The sequence below is a fragment of the Rothia nasimurium genome, from assembly GCF_928382285.1.
Taxonomy (GTDB): Bacteria; Actinomycetota; Actinomycetes; order Actinomycetales; family Micrococcaceae; genus Rothia; species Rothia nasimurium_E.
Genome location: NZ_CAKMSS010000001.1, coordinates 133,741 through 149,246 on the forward strand (window position 1 = coordinate 133,741; position 15,506 = coordinate 149,246).

A 15,506-nucleotide genomic window follows, 5' to 3' on the forward strand; every position below is an offset into this window, starting at 1 on the left:
GTGACCCAGACCCCGCAGAACGAAACCCCCGAAGAAGCCGCCCGCCGCGCCGAAGAAGAACGCAAGGCCCAGGTGCGTCTGCTGAGCGAGATGGCATCGCTGGGGTTCTACGATGCGGCTAAAAGCGCCCGCTGGCTCAACTCCCGGGAACTCGAAGGTCTAGACCGCGCCAAACTGTTTGAGGGCCTGCGCCTAGCCCCTTCTCCCGATATCGCGTTGCCTGCCCTGGTCAGACTCATTGAACGCGCCCCCAAGGTGGCGCAGCTAGCTGCGCGGGGAGCGGACGCCGAGGCCCTCTACCGCTTACTGGGCGGGTCCGAGGCACTGGGGGAGTTCTTGGTTCGCCACCCCGAGCACGCAGACCTGCTAGAGATTGACCCTACGGCTTTTGACGGCCAAGATTTTCCCGTCTCGCTGCTGCCCGAGACCGACGAAGAATACCTCGCCCCTATCGCTCCGCTCGATACCGTCTACCGCCGCGACCTGCTAACGGCTGTGGGAGCCGACCCGGCTGCGTCCGCCCCGGTCGCCCAGCTCACCGGCAAAGAAGCCTACACCGCCCTGCGCGTTGCCTACCGCCGTCACCTGACCGAACTCGCGATCTACGACCTCACCAGCTTCGCACCGGTACAGTTCATGCCCACCGTTGGCCGTCTTCTGGCAGACCTGGCCGCAGCCGCCCTCGAAGGGGCCCTGGCAATCGCCCGCGCCGAAGTAGCCCAGAACCGCAGCGAACAGACCGTAGCCGCTGTAGAACTTGCCATTATCGGCATGGGTAAATGCGGCGCCCGCGAACTCAACTACATTTCAGACGTCGATGTGGTCTACGCTGTCGCCCATAAGCCCCTGGCCGACCTGCCCGAAGATTTTGCCCCCCTCGATGAAAATACCCTGACCCAGATCGGTACCGAGCTGGTCATGGCCCTCTCCAAGGCCATCATGGCCCCGGCCCCCGAACCCGCCCTTTGGGAGGTCGACGCCAACCTGCGCCCCGAAGGTAAGGACGGCGCCCTGGTACGCACCGTGGAGTCCTACACCACCTACTACAAGCGGTGGGCCGAAAACTGGGAATTCCAGGCCCTGCTCAAAGCCCGCCCCATCGCAGGCACCCCCGAGCTAGGCGTCCGCTGGGCACGAGCCATGCGCCCCTTCATCTGGGAATCTGCCGCCCGCGATTCCTTTGTAGAGTCAGTGCAGGCCATGCGCCAACGCGTCACCGACAACATCCCGGCAGCCGACGTCGACCGACAAATCAAGCTCGGCCCCGGAGGCCTGCGCGACGTAGAATTCACCGTTCAGCTTCTGCAGCTCGTGCACGGCCGCACCGATGAGAGCGTCCGCACCCAGAGCACCACCGACTCCATCGCGGCCCTCGCAAAAGCCAGCTACATCGGCCGCAAGGACGCCCACGACTTCGCAGATAACTACGCGACCCTGCGTGTGATGGAGCACCGCATCCAGCTGCTCTACATGCGCCGTACCCACCTGATGCCGGTCAAAGAAAACGACCGGCGCTCGCTAGCGCGCGCCATGAACTCCCCCCTGGCCCCCACCCAGCTGACCGAGCCAGAGATGCTCAAACAGTGGGCCGGTATCAAACGCGCCGTGAAATCCCTGCACGAGCGCCTCTTCTTCCGTCCGCTGCTAGCCGCCGTAGCCCACCTCTCCAAGGACGAAGTGGCCCTCACCCCGCAGGCAGCGCAAGACCGCCTGGCAGCCCTGGGCTACAAGGACCCCCGCCGCGCCATGGGCCACATCGAAGCCCTCACCAAGGGCCTACGCCGCTCAGCCGAAATCCAGCGCACCCTCATGCCCGTGCTTCTCGGCTGGTTCGCCAAGGGCGTGGACCCGGACGCCGGCCTGCTCGGCTTCCGCCGCATCAGCGAGTCCCTGGGCGGCACCCCCTGGTACCTGCGAATGCTCCGCGACTCACCGGCCGCAGCAGAGCGCCTCTGCACCCTGCTGGCGTCCTCCCGCTTCATCACCGACCTGCTCGAAGATACCCCCGAACCTATCGCCTGGCTCGACCGCACCGAAGACCTCAAACCCCGCGCCACCGACGTCATCATCGGCGAACTGCGCTCCCAGCTCACCCGCCACACCGACTCAGCCGAAGCGATCCGCGCCGTCCGCATGATGCGCCGCCGCGAAATTCTCCGCCTCGCCATGGGCGAAGCGCTCGGCATCAATAGCAACGCAGAAGTAGCCCACGGCCTATCCGACATCGACCGGGGCGCCATCCAGTCGGCTCTTGCCATCGCCGAACGAGAAACCTACATTGATGGCCGCACCCCGCTCACCGACGTAGCGGTCATCGCCATGGGCCGCCAGGGCGGGGCCGAAATCGGCTACGGCTCAGACTCCGACCTCATGTACGTGCACATACCGCGCGACGGGGCCGACGAAAAAGCCGCCCAAACCGAAGCCACCGACCTGATCAACCGCATGGTTACCCTGCTCAAACAGCCCACAACCCCGCCCATCCGTGCCGAAAAGGTACTCGAAATTGATGCCGACCTGCGACCCGAAGGAAAATCCGGGGCCATGGTGCGCTCGCTCGAATCCTTTAGGGAGTACTACGAGCGCTGGGCTGATACCTGGGAGTTCCAGGCCCTGTTACGTGCCCGCCCCTTTGCTGGCTCAGAGTACGTGGGCTCCGCCTTTATTGAGCTCATCGACCCCTACCGCTACCCGGCTACCTTCCCAGCAGAGATGGTCACCGAGATTCGCCGGATGAAGGCTCGCGTTGAGACCGAACGTATGCCGCGCGGGGCCGACAAGACCCGTCAGCTCAAGCTGGGCCGCGGCGGGCTGACGGACGTGGAGTGGCTGGTCCAGCTGCTTCAGCTCCAGCACGCCCACCGGGTTGAGGGCATGCGCACCACCTCCACTCTCAAGGCCCTGGACGCTGCCGTGCAGGCTGGGTTAGTTGATGAACGTGACGCCACCCTGCTCACCAATGCCTGGAAGCTTGCCTCAAAGATTCGCGGTCTCAACGTGCTGCGCACCGGCAGGGCATCCGATACCCTCACCACCACACGTTCTGACCTTGAAGCTATTGCCCGCTGGTGCGGCTATGCCCCCAACTCTGCCCGTGTGCTTGAGGACGACTACCTGCGCATCACCCGCCAGGCCCGTGCCGTCTACGAGAAGCTGTTCTACCCGGGGTAAAGATTAGTTGCTCACTTTGGAACTTGCCGTACTTGAGTTCCGGGCTCGTAGCGAAGCTGCTGGCTCGGGGCTGGCGTGAATCGTCGCGTGAGCGCTAGCGAACCAGACGAGAGGGTCGGCAGCGAGCACGAGCCCGGAACAACTGCTATGTTCTAGTGCTTCTCAGCCTTTGATATCTGGTCTGCGAGGTCTTCGGGAGACAGGTCTGCATTCGAAAAGGCCTCGTTGAGGGGCAGGTGCAGGCGTAGACCGGTACCGGGGCAGATTTCTACGTGGGCGCTGCGCAGTTTGAAGTCGACTACGTGGCCGCCGCGGGTGCGCTCGTCGTCGATGAAGTGGGCGTGGCAGCCTGGCACGCCGATGCCTTGCTCGTAGATGGGGGTACGGAAGCCCACGATGGTGCCGGAGACATCATCAAACTGGACGATGTCTTCGCCTTCAACGGCGTCAACCATCTTGGGGTAGGGCTTTTCCTGCTTTTTGACCGTGCGGGTGCGTACCCATTCGAAGTCACCCACGATTTTGATGGCGTACATGTAGTTATCCGACAGGGTGAAGTTATCGAGTACCTGACTGGTTGAGGTCCGCAGCAGGTTGGTGGGCAGATCCCGCTTAATAGCGGGCACGAAGTTGGTGATCACTGCAAAGGGGGTCTTCTGATCGAGCGAGGCCAGCGAGATAGAGCCGTCATAGCGCATCTGGTAGCAGGTACCATCAAGCACGATCATTTCACCGTCTAGCCCGTCAAAGGTGCCCACCCCGAAGTTGCCGTGCCCCAGAAGTTCACCGATGGTCATATCCCCGTCGTAGATGCCGTCGAGTAGCTGGCTCATCAGGCCGGTTTGGAAGACCTCGTTGCGGTAGATGGTGCTGCGGCCTTCAAGAATGGAGCTTTGGGGGCTCATGGGTCTCTCCTTGAGTAAGCGGGGGTGGTGCGCAAAAGCCGCGCTGCGGCGTCCTTGCGGTGCGGACGCCAGCGCGGCTTTGTGCTTGTGAATGTCAGTTTACCGGGGCTTAGACGCCGTAGTACATCTGGTATTCGAGGGGGTGGGGGACCAGCAGCAGGGGAGCGAGCTCGTTGCTGCGCTTGTAGTCGATCCAGGCTGAGATGAGGTCTTCGGTGAAGACGTCGCCTGCCAGCAGGAAGTCGTGGTCCTTTTCGAGGGCGTCAAGGGCTTCTTCAAGGTTGGCGGGTGCCTTCTTGATGTCTGCTGCTTCTTCGGCGGGCAGCTCGTAGAGGTCCTTGTCGATGGGTGCAGGGGGTTCGATGCGGTTGCGGATGCCGTCCAGACCTGCCATGAGCTGGGCTGCGAAAGCCAGGTAGGGGTTGGAGGAGGGGTCGGGTGCGCGGAACTCGAGGCGCTTTGCCTTGGGGTTGGTGCCGGTAATGGGGATGCGGATGCCGGCGGAACGGTTGCCCTGGGAGTAGACCATGTTGATGGGGGCTTCGTAACCGGGAACCAGGCGCTTGTAGGAGTTGACGGTGGGGTTGGTGAAGGCCAGAACTGATGAGGAGTGCTCAATCAGACCGCCGATGTACCAGCGGGCGACGTCTGAGAGGCCTGCGTAGCCGCGCTCGTCGTAGAAGAGGGGCTCGCCGTCCTGCCAGAGTGACTGGTGGCAGTGCATGCCTGAGCCGTTGTCGCCGAAGACGGGCTTGGGCATGAAGGTGACGGTCTTGCCCCACTGGTCAGCGGTGTTCTTGATGACGTACTTGAACTTGAGCAGGTCGTCTGCTGCCTGGGTGAGGGTGGAGAACTTGTAGTTGATCTCAGCCTGGCCGGGGGCGCCTACTTCGTGGTGGGAGCGCTCTACTTCGAGGCCTACCTCGTCGAGGGCTACGCACATGGCGTCACGCAGGTCAGCCTGCTTGTCGACGGGGGAAACGGGGAAGTAGCCGCCCTTGGTGAGGGTCTTGTTACCGAGGTTGCCGCCCTCTTCCTTGCGGCCGGAGTTCCAGGGTGCCTCGTCTGAGTCGATCTTGAAGAAGACTGACTGGGGGGTAACTTCGTGCTGGACGTTTTCGAAGACGAAGAATTCTGCTTCTGATGCGAAGAAGGCGGTGTCAGCGATACCGGTTGACTTCAGGTATTCTTCGGCGCGTTCGGCGACGCCGCGGGGGTCGCGGTGGTAGGACTCGCCGGTGCGGGGGTTGACGATGGAGCCGGTAACGACCAGGGTCTTCTCAAGGCGGAAGGGGTCAACGTAGCAACTGGTGACGTCGGGGATCAGCTGCATGTCTGATTCGGCGATGCCCTGGAAGCCGCGGATTGAGGAGCCGTCGAACATCTGGCCTACGGTGAAGAAGTCTTCGTCGATAGCCTTAGCGGGCAGGTTGAAGTGCTGCTGTACGCCGGGCAGGTCGCAGAAGCGGATGTCAACGAACTTGATGTCTTCGTTCTTGATGAAGTCGAGGACTTCCTGTGCGGTAGTGAACATGGTCGTTTGTTCTCCTTGAGTTGTTTTCGACCCATGGGTGCCCGGTTGGGTGGGCTCCCTCGCTGTTGTTTCTAGCCTAGGGTGTATTTTTTGCCCTAAAGTATCGCTTTTGTTTCGCGTGTGTAACGTACCGGCGCTTGAGTTGCGTTGGTGTTACGTGGGTTTGGGTGGCTAGGTTCCCCTTTTCTAGTGTAGGTGGTTTGGGGCCGGGTTTCTCAGAGGGTAGGACGCCTGCGCCCGGTTTTCTTGGGGCGGAAAGGGGGTAGGAGCCGGTAAGGTTAGTTGGGTGGTTACGAGAAGAGATTTAGGTTCTTGGATAGAGGGGGCTCCTACCGACCAGGAGTACCCCGGGCAGAATATGGGCAGGCCGCGGTCGGGGCGGGGTGCTATCGCTCGCCCGGTGCGCCGTTTGCTGGCCTTTTGGATTGACTGGCTGCTCATTGAGGGCATGTTTTTTGTGCTGGGGCAGACGGTTTTTCCGGGCGTGAATACCGCTGTGCTTGATGTTGCCCAGCTGGTTATTTTCTGGCTCTATATGGTTGCTGCTGTCGGTTTTATGGGGCATACGGTGGGGCATTTTGCCCTCGGTATGCAGGTACAGCGACTTGATGGTAAGCCCGCTGGCTGGCTGACCGCTCTGATTCGCCAGTCTATGGTCATGCTGGTGCTGCCCGTTGTCATTATGGATGCCGACCAGCGCGGCCTGCACGACCGGGCCCGCCATACTATTTTGGTGATGATTCGATAAATGAAAGACGATATGACGAACCCTACCGGCGAAGAGCCGCCGAAAGAGAACGACCCGGCGCTGCCGTCCTTTCTGATCCAGCCCAGACCAATCGACAAGGTCTTGCTGAGCCTACTCGCCTTCATGACCATTTTCTCGATGGTCATGATTCCCCTGCGACCTAATCTGCTGGTCAACGCGCCCTGGCTGGTTTCTTTGCTGACCGGTTCGGGACTGGGGTTGCTGATTACCGCTGCCCAGAATCAGGGAGCTGCCCTTATGCTGGCAGCCCTGACCGCAGCTGCTGCCGCCAGCCACATCAAGTTCATGGCGGTCTACTTCTTTATGGGGAAGCACTGGGGGCAGGATTTCATCACCTGGCTGTTCGCTAACCACACCCCCCTGTGGTGGCGCAAACTTGAGGGGTTTGTTGAGAAGCACCTCTTTCTGAGTCTGCTGCTGGGCTTTATCCCTTTCTCACCGATTCCGGCGACGATTCTGGTGGCTATCGCCGGTATCCGTAAACTCAAGGGCTGGGTTATCGGCCTCTACATCTACCTGCTAGCAATCGGCAATAAACTCTTTTACCTCTACCTGGGGCTGCGTTTCGGCGAGGGTATCCAGCCCACCCTTGAGACCATCGACCGCTACATGATGCAGATAACCCTGGCACTGATTGCCTACGTTTTCATCATGAACTGGTGGCGCGGTTCAAAGAAGAAGCCCGTGCAGTAAAAGCCTGTACGCATCAAGAAGGGGCCCGCTCAACATCTGTTGAGCGGGCCCCTTCTTGATGGGAAACCTGCGGCTTAGCGCATGCCTCGACGGTCGGGGCGCATACGCATGGGGTCAATACCCTTAGGAATAGCGTTCAGCATGTTGTTGTGCTTGGAGAGCGAATCAATGCGGTTAGCTACCTGGTGCATTTCCTGCTGGGTGAGCTTCTTGGGCAGCTTGTTCATGGTCTTGGTGAGCTGCTTGAGTTCAACCTGGCCGTCAGCGTGCCCGGTGTTGATGACGGTTACGGGAACGGTCGGTACGATCTTGGCGTACTTGAGCTTTTCCTTCTGGACCAGGCCGTTGACGCGGCCGGTAGGGCCTTCGGTGACCAGGACGATGCCGGGGCGGCCGATGGCGCGGAAGACGACGTCCTGGGACTTGTTAGCGGCAACGGGCTGCTGCTCGAAAATCCAACCGCGGCGCAGGGTTGAAAGAGCTGCACCGGAGCGACCGGGCTGGCCTTCCAGCTGGGCGAAAGCTGCCTTTTCTGCCCGGCGGGAGAGCACCATGACAGAGAAAAGAACGCCCAGGGGGATACCGATGAGAAGGAAGGTAATCCAGTTGTTGAGCAGCAGGCCGATCAGCAGGAAGACCAGGACGGTGCCAAAGAAGACCAGAGCAAGAATCCAGGGGATGTTGGGGTCCTGCTCGCGGGTCATAGCATAGACCTGCTTCATCTGAGCAAACATGCCGGGGCCGCGCTTGGCGCGGCGCTCTTCGCGAGCCTTCTTCTTTTCTTCGCGGGTCTGTGCGCGGGTGCTGCCACGGGATTCAGCCACTGTGTTTCCTTCGTGAGTCGATTCTGGGCGGGCGGGTGCGATACGCGCCCTAACTTACCCATTCTATACGGCAAGCGCCCACCGATGAAACCGGTGGGCGCTTGAAACCCTAGGGGGTAGCGTCCTTTAGGCCCCTGCTGCTACCAGGGAGCTAGCCTCCTGCATAGCAAAGCCTGAGTCGTCGATATGCGACAGGTGCTCAGGGATTTCGCGTCCCTGCTTCTTCATGGCACGGGCCCAGAGCTTACCGGCCCGGTAGGACGAGCGCACCATGGGACCTGCCATTACACCGGCAAAGCCAATCTCTTCGGCCATCTTTGAGAGCTCAACGAACTCGGCGGGCTTGACCCAACGCTCGATGGGATGGAAGAGGGGGCCCGGGCGCAGGTACTGGGTGAGGGTAATCAGGTCGCAGCCGGCATCGTGCAGATCGCAGAGGGCCTCGTAGACCTCTTCGTTGGTTTCACCCATGCCCAGGATCAGGTTGGACTTGGTAATCAGACCGGCTTCCTTGCCCTGGGTGATGACGTCCAGGGAGCGCTCGTAGCGGAAGGCGGGGCGAATCTGGCGGAAGATACGGGGGACCGTTTCAAGGTTGTGGGCGAACACCTCGGGGGCTGCGTCGATGACCTGTTGAACGTCCTCTTCCTTGCCCTTAAAGTCAGGGATCAGAATTTCAACACCGGTATTGGGTGAAACGCGGTGAATCTGGCGGATGGTTTCGGCATAGAGCCAGGCGCCGCCGTCCTCAAGGTCATCGCGTGCAACACCGGTGACGGTGGCGTAGCGCAGACCCATTTTCTTGACGTTGAGGGCCACCTTGAGGGGCTCGGTGCGGTCGATGGCAACGGGCTTACCGGTGTCAATCATGCAGAAGTCGCAGCGGCGGGTGCATTCGGAACCGCCGATGAGGTAGGTTGCTTCGCGGTCTTCCCAACACTCGTAGATATTGGGGCAGCCGGCTTCTTCACAGACGGTGTGCAGACCGGAGCCGCGGGCGAGGTCAACCATTTCCTTGTATTCGGGGCCGACCTTGGCCTTGGTCTTGATCCATGAGGGCTTCTTCTCGATGGGAACCTCTGCGTTACGGGCTTCAACGCGAAGTAGCTTGCGGCCTTCTGGCTGGGCGCTCATGAGATGGGGTTCTCCTTTGGTGGTAAACCTGTGGTGGGTGTGCTGGCGGCTTCTGCCGGGAAGCGGGTTATGCGCTGGTGGCCGGTGTGAAGTCGGCGGCGAGCTGGTCGGCGTAGCGAGCCAGCTCTTCTTCTACACGGTCAACAATGTCGGCAGGGGTTATATTCCGGCCGAGTTGTTCGCTGATGGTGGTGACGCCCGCATCGGTGATGCCGCAGGGGATAAAGGCACCGAAGGGGTCGGTGGGGTTGTTGCAGTTGATAGAGAAACCGTGCATGGTGGTGTTCTTGGCAACGCGGATGCCGATAGCTGCAATCTTTTTGTCCTGTACTAGAGCACCGTCACCGAGTACCCAAACGCCGGAGCGCCCCTCAACCCGCTGGCAGGTAATGCCCAGGTCAGTCAGGACGTTAATCAGCACTTCTTCGAGCACCCGCACATAGCGAACCACGTCGATGGGGTCGGGCAGCTGCACGATGGGGTAGCCGACCAGCTGGCCGGGTCCGTGCCAGGTAAGCTTTCCGCCGCGGTCAATTTTGATGACGGGCACACTGCTATCAGCCGGATATTCGTGGTCTTCGGTGCGCTTACCGGCGGTAATGACTTCTTCGTGTTCTAGCAACAGGACGGTATTTTGCCGGACGCCGGTGGCGACTTCTTCGTGGACGGTACGCTGGTAGTCGAGCGCCGAGGTGTATTCCACATAGTCGGGGGCAAGCCCGACTCGTTCAAACAAAAGTGCCATACCTTCTAGAGTAGCCCTTTTGGTGGTGGGGCGAAAATACTCAGGGAGGCTCTTATCTTCTGAACCCGCCGTGTGGTGCTGTGACGCTAGATGACGTTTTTATCCACAGGGTACCTTCATGCGGTTGACTAGTGTAAATGCTGACCCTGTGGATACCCCCTGTGGTAGTGCCGCAAGGTGGTGTATAGCTAAAGCATGAGCACCCCCACAGACCTACCCCAGCTGCCCCAGGCGTCCGCACCGCCTACCACTGAAACAGAGCAGAACCTGCTTATCCCGGGAAACCTACCCGACATCACCCCGCGCTATCGTATCGAAAGCGGGGCCAAACACAGCACCTGGCTTGTAGACTGCGGCTACCAGAGCGCAGCACAACTGGATCTGCAAGCCGGCCCCTACACCCTCACCCGGCTTACCGAGACCACAGAAGCCAGAGTGAAAGCCGCTGAACGGCTCTGTTCTTTAGTCTCGCACCCCGCGGTGTTGAGGGTAGACGCGGTGACAACATCGCAAGGATCACATCATATCTGGTACGAACCTGCCGAGGCAGGATCCCTGGCAGACTACTGCCGAGCCAAAGGCAAACTGCCTCTTGGGCAGGTCACCACAGTGGCTAGGGGGCTCGTTCAGGCACTGTCCTATCTGCACGAACAGGGGTTTGCTTACAGCGCCTTGACAGCTCAGGACTGCGTGCTCACAGTAAGGGGTGAGCTGAAACTTCTCGCTCCCGATTGCGACACCCGAGCGTTGGAGCCAGCAGTACAGAAGAGTAAGCAGGCCGATGATATTGCAGCCTGCGCCGCCCTGATCTGGCTCTGCCTCACCGGTGAGGAGCCTAAAGCCATGCGCCTGAGAGCCCCCCTCAACCTGGCTGTTCCCCAGGCAAGCGACGCCCTGGCCCAGACACTTGAAGATGCTATCGACTCTCGTGCCCAGCAACCCCAGCTGACTGATCTGCTAGCACTTATTGAGCTGGCTGCTGATCCTGAGCCTCTTGAACTTCATCTGAGTGCCCATCAGAGCGTCCGCTCTCGTCTTCCCGCCTACAGGCCCCCTGCCCTTGCTGAACCCCGCCGATCGCTGGCCCAGCGGCGGCAGGTCTACGGGAAACTTCCTGATTTCTCCCGGGGGAGTAAGGCCAAGGCCCGCAAGCCATTTCGCAGTAAGCCTGCCGGTCAAGGCGCAAGCCAGCTGCCTCTAGGAATATTTATTCGAGAGCGGTGGGCCATGAGCGGTGCTGTTCTGATAGGGGCTCTCGCTTTAGGTGGGGTAGGCTACCAGCTCTCCTTTGCAGAGGGACAGGGGGAGGACGCCACTACGGCAACTAGCCAGGCCCCTCACTCTCTGCCTGCCCTAGAGCTACCAGAATCAGGCCAGCAGCTAGCCGGTGGGGCACAGCAGATAACTGATGGGCAAGAGCGGGCTCCTGCCTCTGAGCTGACCAATGACGAGCTTGCCCTTGAAGCTGCGCAACTTGTGGCTGCCCGTAGCCAGGTACTGGCTACCGGTGCTACCGAGCGTATCAGCGACTACGCGGTGATGGATTCACCCCTGGCAGAAGCCGACCGGCAACTACTGACCAGCCAAGGCGCCGCTGACTTAGCTGGAATGAGCACAGAACTGCTTACTGTCGCTAAGGTTACCGAGACTGAGCAAGGCTTCAAGGTCCGGGGAACGGTTCAAGCGACCGGCTATACCCCGACTGCCAGCGGCGAGGAATTAGCAGCCCAGGGTATCAAAGTGGAGGAAGGAAAGGTGCTCCAAGAAGTAGAGCTAACCCTGCAGATTCAGGGGGAAGGCTACCTGCTAGCTCAAGCTCAACCGCTAGCTCTAGAACAGCCTAAGCCTTAGCCCGCTTTCTGCCTCTCCAAAAAACTAGGGGCGGTGTACCTCAACCGGTACACCGCCCCTGATGCTAAGAACCTACCGGTTCAAAGCAGAATATTTAGATCTGGGGGTACTGCATGAAAACAGCGATAGCAATATTGACCAGAGCCAGGCCACCAACAGTGTGGGCCAGGGCAATATTCTTGCCGTTTTCGGGAGTGCCCAGGGCACGAGCAGCCTTGTACTTCTTCTGACCCATGAAAGCAGCGACAGCGATAACCAGGGCGATGACCATCTTGATGCCGATCATCATGTGGTTCAGAGTCATGTTTTCTGACATCTGGATGAAGTAGAGGGCAAAACCGGTCACGACCTGAAGAAGAGCTGCGTGGAACTGACCGGGCAGGACGATGCCCTGCTTAAAGGTCCCTAGCCAGAGGCCGAAAACCATTGCTGCACCAACGATGTGCAAGAAAAGAAGAATTGAAAATGCGATAGCCATGATAACAAGTCTACGTAATACCTGTTTATTTAGCGACAGTTCGCCACCAAAACTAGTGTGGGAGTGACCACGCCAAGAAAAGGGAGAAAGAAAAGTGCCCCGCTAGCACTTGCTAACGGGGCACCTGAGAACCTAGCTCACAGAACTAAGGCTCGCGGCTTAGAGACCAACCTCAGCTTCAAAGGCTGCTTCTTCAAGACGCTGCTTGAGGAAGGCCAGGAAGCGGCCGGCGTCCGCACCGTCTACAACGCGGTGGTCGTAGGTCAGTGAGAAGTAAGCCAGTGAACGGATAGCGATAACATCGTTACCTTCGGCATCCTGGATAACAGCAGGACGCTTGTTGGTGGAACCGATGCCCAGGATCGCTACGTTGGGCTGGTTGATGATCGGGGTGAAGAAGACACCGCCGGTCTGACCGGTGGAGGAGATGGTGAAGGTGGAACCTGACAGCTCCTCGGGGCCGACCTGGCCGTCGCGCGCACGCTTGGCAACGTCGTTGATCTTCTTGGCGATACCTGCGATGTTGAGATCGCCGGCGTCCTTGACAACGGGAACCAGCAGGCCCTTGGGGGTGTCAACTGCCAGGCCGATGTTCTCGGAGCCGTGGTAGGTGATTTCCTTGAAGTCATCGCTCATGGATGAGTTGAACTGGGGGAACTGCTGCAGAGCTTCGGTCACTGCCTTGGTGAAGAAGGGCAGGAAGGTCAGCTTGGTACCCTCACGAGCCTCGAAACCGGCCTTAGCCTTGTTGCGCAGGGCAACCAGGCGGGTCAGGTCGATTTCCTGAACAGTGGTCAGCTGAGCTGAAACTGCCAGGGACTCAACCATGCGCTTAGCAACGGTCTGACGGATGCGGGGAGCCTTTTCGGTGGTGCCACGCTTTGAAGAAGCAGCAGCCTTGGGAGCTTCCTTCTTGGCAGGAGCCGCAGTTGCGGGAGCTTCAGTAGCGGGTGCTGATGCTACGGGAGCGGCGCCCTTCTTGGCTTCAGCGGCGGCCAGGACGTCCTGCTTGCGGATACGACCGCCAACACCGGTGCCCTTGATAGTGGACAGGTCGATGCCTTCCTGCTTGGCCAGCTTGCGCACCAGGGGAGTGACGTAGGCTTCGCCGTTGTCGCCGGAGGGCAATTCAACAGCGGGAGCTTCAGCAGCTTCATCGGTTGAAGAAACAGCGGGTGCTTCCTCTTCCTTCTTTTCTTCAGCTGCGGGAGCTTCTTCCTTCTTCTCTTCTGCGGGGGCAGAAGCGGCTGAGGCGTCACCGATGATAGCCAGAACCTGACCTACCTCGGCATCCTCATCTTCCTGAATGCGGATTTCGAGCAGGGTACCGGCTACAGGTGAGGGAACCTCGGTGTCAACCTTGTCGGTGGAAACCTCAACGAGGGGCTCGTCAACAGCTACCTCTTCGCCAACTTCCTTGAGCCAGCGGGTGATGGTGCCTTCGGTGACGGATTCGCCAAGCGCAGGCAGAGTAACCTCGGTGCCAGAAGCTGAACCTGAGGACGCGGGAGCGGCAGCGGGTGCCTCTTCCTTCTTTTCCTCAGCTGCGGGAGCTTCTTCCTTCTCTTCAGCCTTGGGGGCCTCTTCGGCGGGCGCATCGTCAGAGGAACCTGCACCGGAGCCATCGCCAATAATGATGAGGGGAGCGCCGACCTCGACGTCCTCGTCCTCTTCAACGAGAATCTTCTCAACAACACCGGCTACGGGTGAGGGAACCTCGGTGTCAACCTTGTCGGTGGAAACCTCAACGATGGGCTGGTCAACCTCAACGGTTTCGCCAACCTCAACGAGCCAGCGGGTAACGGTACCCTCGGTTACGGATTCGCCCAGTGCGGGCAGTTCTACGGTGGTGGACATAGTCCTTCGTGCTCTCCTTGTGAGTGATAAAAATCTGTGGGGAAGGCGCTGGCCATAACCAGTGGCGACGGCCAGCGCCTACCGCAGGGGGCTTTGCTTAGCCGTGCAGGGGGGCGCCTGCCAGAGCCATTGCAGCTTCACCCAGTGATTCGTTCTGGGTGGGGTGGGCGTGGATGAACTGGGCGACGTCCTCGGGGAAGGCCTCCCAGACAACCCACATCTGGGCCTCGCCAATCTGCTCGCCCATGCGCTTACCAACGGCGTGAACACCGATGATGGGGCCGTTCTTTTCGCGAACAACCTTGACCAGACCGCCGGTGCCCAGGATGGAGGACTTGCCGTTACCGGCCAGGTTGTACTCGGCAACCTCAACGTTTTCCTTACCGAACTTCTCTTCAGCCTTGGGCTGGGAGTAGCCGATGGAAGCGATTTCAGGCTCGCAGAAGGTGACCTTGGGGATGTTGATGTCTTCAACGACCTGGGGGTTGAGGCCGGCGATTTCTTCGGCAACGAAGCGACCCTGCTGGTAGCCGCGGTGAGCCAGCTGGACACCGGGGACGATGTCACCGATGGCGTAGATGTTACCGACGCCGGTGTGCAGACGCTCGTTAGTGATGACGAAGCCGCGATCCATGGTCAGGCCCTGCTCGTCGTAGCCGAAGCCCTCGGTGTTGGGGCCACGACCCACAGCCACGAGAACGATGTCAGCTTCGAATACGGTGCCGTCTTCAAGGGTGACCTTGGCGCCGTTGGCGTCCTGCTCAACGTTCTTGAAGAACTTGCCCAGTGAGGACTTGATTCCGCGCTTCTTGAACTCGCGCTCGACGACCTTGATGATGGAGGGGTCTTCGTTGGGGACCAGGTGGGGCAGGCCCTCGATGATGGTCACCTCAACGCCCATGGAGTTCCACATGGATGCGAACTCGGAGCCGATGACGCCGCCGCCCAGAACGATTGCGCTCTTGGGTAGGTAGTCCATCTGCAGAGCTTCGGTGGAGGTGAGGACGCGGTCGCGGATCTCGATACCGAAGGTCTTGGAGACAGAACCTGAGGCCAGGATGATGTGCTTGCCCTTGTATTCGGTGCCAGCGACGGTGATGGTGTCCTTGCCGGTGAGCTTGCCTTCACCCTCAATGACGGTGACCTTCTTCATCTTAAGAAGGCCGGTCAGGCCCTTGAACTTGCCGGCGACGATGCCGTCCTTGTAGTCACGAACCTTAGCCATGTCGATGGACTCGAGGGTGGTGTTTACGCCGTACTTTGAAGCGTGCTGAGCCTCGGATGCGAGTTCAGCAGCGTGCAGGTAAGCCTTGGTGGGAATGCAACCGGTGTGCAGGCAGGTGCCGCCCAGGTTGCTCTTTTCGATGAGACCTACGGTGAAGCCCAGCTGTACTGCGCGCAGAGCTGCGGAGTAACCGGCGCTACCGCCACCGAGGATAAGGATATCGAATTCTGTTGTTGCCGAATCGGCCACGTTGACGCTCCCTTGCATGGGTCGCGGAGGCATAAGCCCCCTTATGTACTGTCGTTTTCTAGCTTATCCCT

General features: G+C 60.0%; 11 protein-coding genes and 1 pseudogene. 4 read left to right on the forward strand and 8 right to left on the reverse strand.

The genetic code is table 11. The annotated features are described in order from the left end of the window. The gene (locus L6758_RS00560) at positions 1–3,171 is read left to right on the forward strand and encodes a bifunctional [glutamine synthetase] adenylyltransferase/[glutamine synthetase]-adenylyl-L-tyrosine phosphorylase (RefSeq protein ID WP_272878575.1); all 3,171 of its coding nucleotides are present in this window, start codon (positions 1–3) and stop codon (positions 3,169–3,171) included. 152 nt (positions 3,172–3,323) lie between these two features. On the opposite strand, the gene budA is transcribed toward L6758_RS00560, so the two are convergent. Further along, positions 3,324–4,076: an acetolactate decarboxylase gene (budA, locus tag L6758_RS00565; RefSeq protein ID WP_237205044.1), complete on the reverse strand. Its 753-nt coding sequence runs from the start codon at positions 4,074–4,076 to the stop codon at positions 3,324–3,326. Positions 4,077–4,185: 109 nt separating this feature from the next. Further along, complete coding sequence (gene glnA / locus L6758_RS00570) at positions 4,186–5,610, reverse strand: type I glutamate--ammonia ligase (RefSeq protein ID WP_237205045.1); 1,425 nt, start codon at positions 5,608–5,610, stop codon at positions 4,186–4,188. 358 nt (positions 5,611–5,968) lie between these two features. Between glnA and L6758_RS00575 the strand changes: the two genes are divergently transcribed. Together L6758_RS00575 and L6758_RS00580 are read left to right on the forward strand one after the other, a co-directional pair. Beyond that, the gene (locus tag L6758_RS00575; protein ID WP_237185413.1) at positions 5,969–6,358 is read left to right on the forward strand and encodes an RDD family protein; all 390 of its coding nucleotides are present in this window, start codon (positions 5,969–5,971) and stop codon (positions 6,356–6,358) included. Between the two features lie 12 nt (positions 6,359–6,370). After that, positions 6,371–7,072 carry a hypothetical protein gene (locus L6758_RS00580; protein ID WP_237205046.1) on the forward strand — a complete coding sequence of 234 codons (702 nt, stop codon included), beginning with the start codon at positions 6,371–6,373 and terminating at the stop codon, positions 7,070–7,072. Between the two features lie 74 nt (positions 7,073–7,146). On the opposite strand, the gene L6758_RS00585 is transcribed toward L6758_RS00580, so the two are convergent. The 3 genes and pseudogenes from L6758_RS00585 to lipB form a co-directional block, all read right to left on the reverse strand. Continuing rightward, the gene (locus tag L6758_RS00585; protein ID WP_237205047.1) at positions 7,147–7,896 is read right to left on the reverse strand and encodes a DUF4191 domain-containing protein; all 750 of its coding nucleotides are present in this window, start codon (positions 7,894–7,896) and stop codon (positions 7,147–7,149) included. A gap of 126 nt (positions 7,897–8,022) precedes the next feature. Beyond that, a complete protein-coding gene (gene lipA, locus L6758_RS00590; RefSeq protein WP_185173127.1) occupies positions 8,023–9,030 on the reverse strand; it encodes a lipoyl synthase in 1,008 nt (335 codons plus the stop codon). A 67-nt stretch (positions 9,031–9,097) separates the two neighbouring features. Further along, positions 9,098–9,778, reverse strand: a pseudogene (gene lipB, locus L6758_RS00595) (lipoyl(octanoyl) transferase LipB); the annotation flags it as partial. A 192-nt stretch (positions 9,779–9,970) separates the two neighbouring features. Between lipB and L6758_RS00600 the strand changes: the two are divergent. After that, positions 9,971–11,626 carry a protein kinase gene (locus L6758_RS00600; RefSeq protein WP_237205049.1) on the forward strand — a complete coding sequence of 552 codons (1,656 nt, stop codon included), beginning with the start codon at positions 9,971–9,973 and terminating at the stop codon, positions 11,624–11,626. Between the two features lie 94 nt (positions 11,627–11,720). Here L6758_RS00600 and L6758_RS00605 read toward each other — a convergent pair whose 3' ends face one another. The 3 genes from L6758_RS00605 to lpdA form a co-directional block, all read right to left on the reverse strand. Beyond that, complete coding sequence (locus L6758_RS00605) at positions 11,721–12,104, reverse strand: hypothetical protein (RefSeq protein ID WP_237205050.1); 384 nt, start codon at positions 12,102–12,104, stop codon at positions 11,721–11,723. A gap of 159 nt (positions 12,105–12,263) precedes the next feature. Further along, positions 12,264–13,961: a 2-oxoglutarate dehydrogenase, E2 component, dihydrolipoamide succinyltransferase gene (gene sucB, locus L6758_RS00610; protein ID WP_237205051.1), complete on the reverse strand. Its 1,698-nt coding sequence runs from the start codon at positions 13,959–13,961 to the stop codon at positions 12,264–12,266. A gap of 97 nt (positions 13,962–14,058) precedes the next feature. After that, on the reverse strand, positions 14,059–15,453 hold the full coding sequence (lpdA, locus tag L6758_RS00615) for a dihydrolipoyl dehydrogenase (protein ID WP_237205083.1): 1,395 nt from the start codon (positions 15,451–15,453) through the stop codon (positions 14,059–14,061). Positions 15,454–15,506 lie beyond the last annotated feature (53 nt).

What these genes read in the sequence shown, in the direction of transcription:
- lpdA (WP_237205083.1), bottom strand. Translation starts at nt 15,453, where the DNA reads ATGCAAGGGAGCGTCAACGTGGCCGATTCGGCAACAACAGAATTCGAT.
- L6758_RS00580 (WP_237205046.1), top strand. Translation starts at nt 6,371, where the DNA reads ATGACGAACCCTACCGGCGAAGAGCCGCCGAAAGAGAACGACCCGGCG.
- L6758_RS00575 (WP_237185413.1), top strand. Translation starts at nt 5,969, where the DNA reads ATGGGCAGGCCGCGGTCGGGGCGGGGTGCTATCGCTCGCCCGGTGCGC.
- glnA (WP_237205045.1), bottom strand. Translation starts at nt 5,610, where the DNA reads ATGTTCACTACCGCACAGGAAGTCCTCGACTTCATCAAGAACGAAGAC.
- sucB (WP_237205051.1), bottom strand. Translation starts at nt 13,961, where the DNA reads ATGTCCACCACCGTAGAACTGCCCGCACTGGGCGAATCCGTAACCGAG.
- budA (WP_237205044.1), bottom strand. Translation starts at nt 4,076, where the DNA reads ATGAGCCCCCAAAGCTCCATTCTTGAAGGCCGCAGCACCATCTACCGC.
- L6758_RS00600 (WP_237205049.1), top strand. Translation starts at nt 9,971, where the DNA reads ATGAGCACCCCCACAGACCTACCCCAGCTGCCCCAGGCGTCCGCACCG.
- lipA (WP_185173127.1), bottom strand. Translation starts at nt 9,030, where the DNA reads ATGAGCGCCCAGCCAGAAGGCCGCAAGCTACTTCGCGTTGAAGCCCGT.
- L6758_RS00605 (WP_237205050.1), bottom strand. Translation starts at nt 12,104, where the DNA reads ATGGCTATCGCATTTTCAATTCTTCTTTTCTTGCACATCGTTGGTGCA.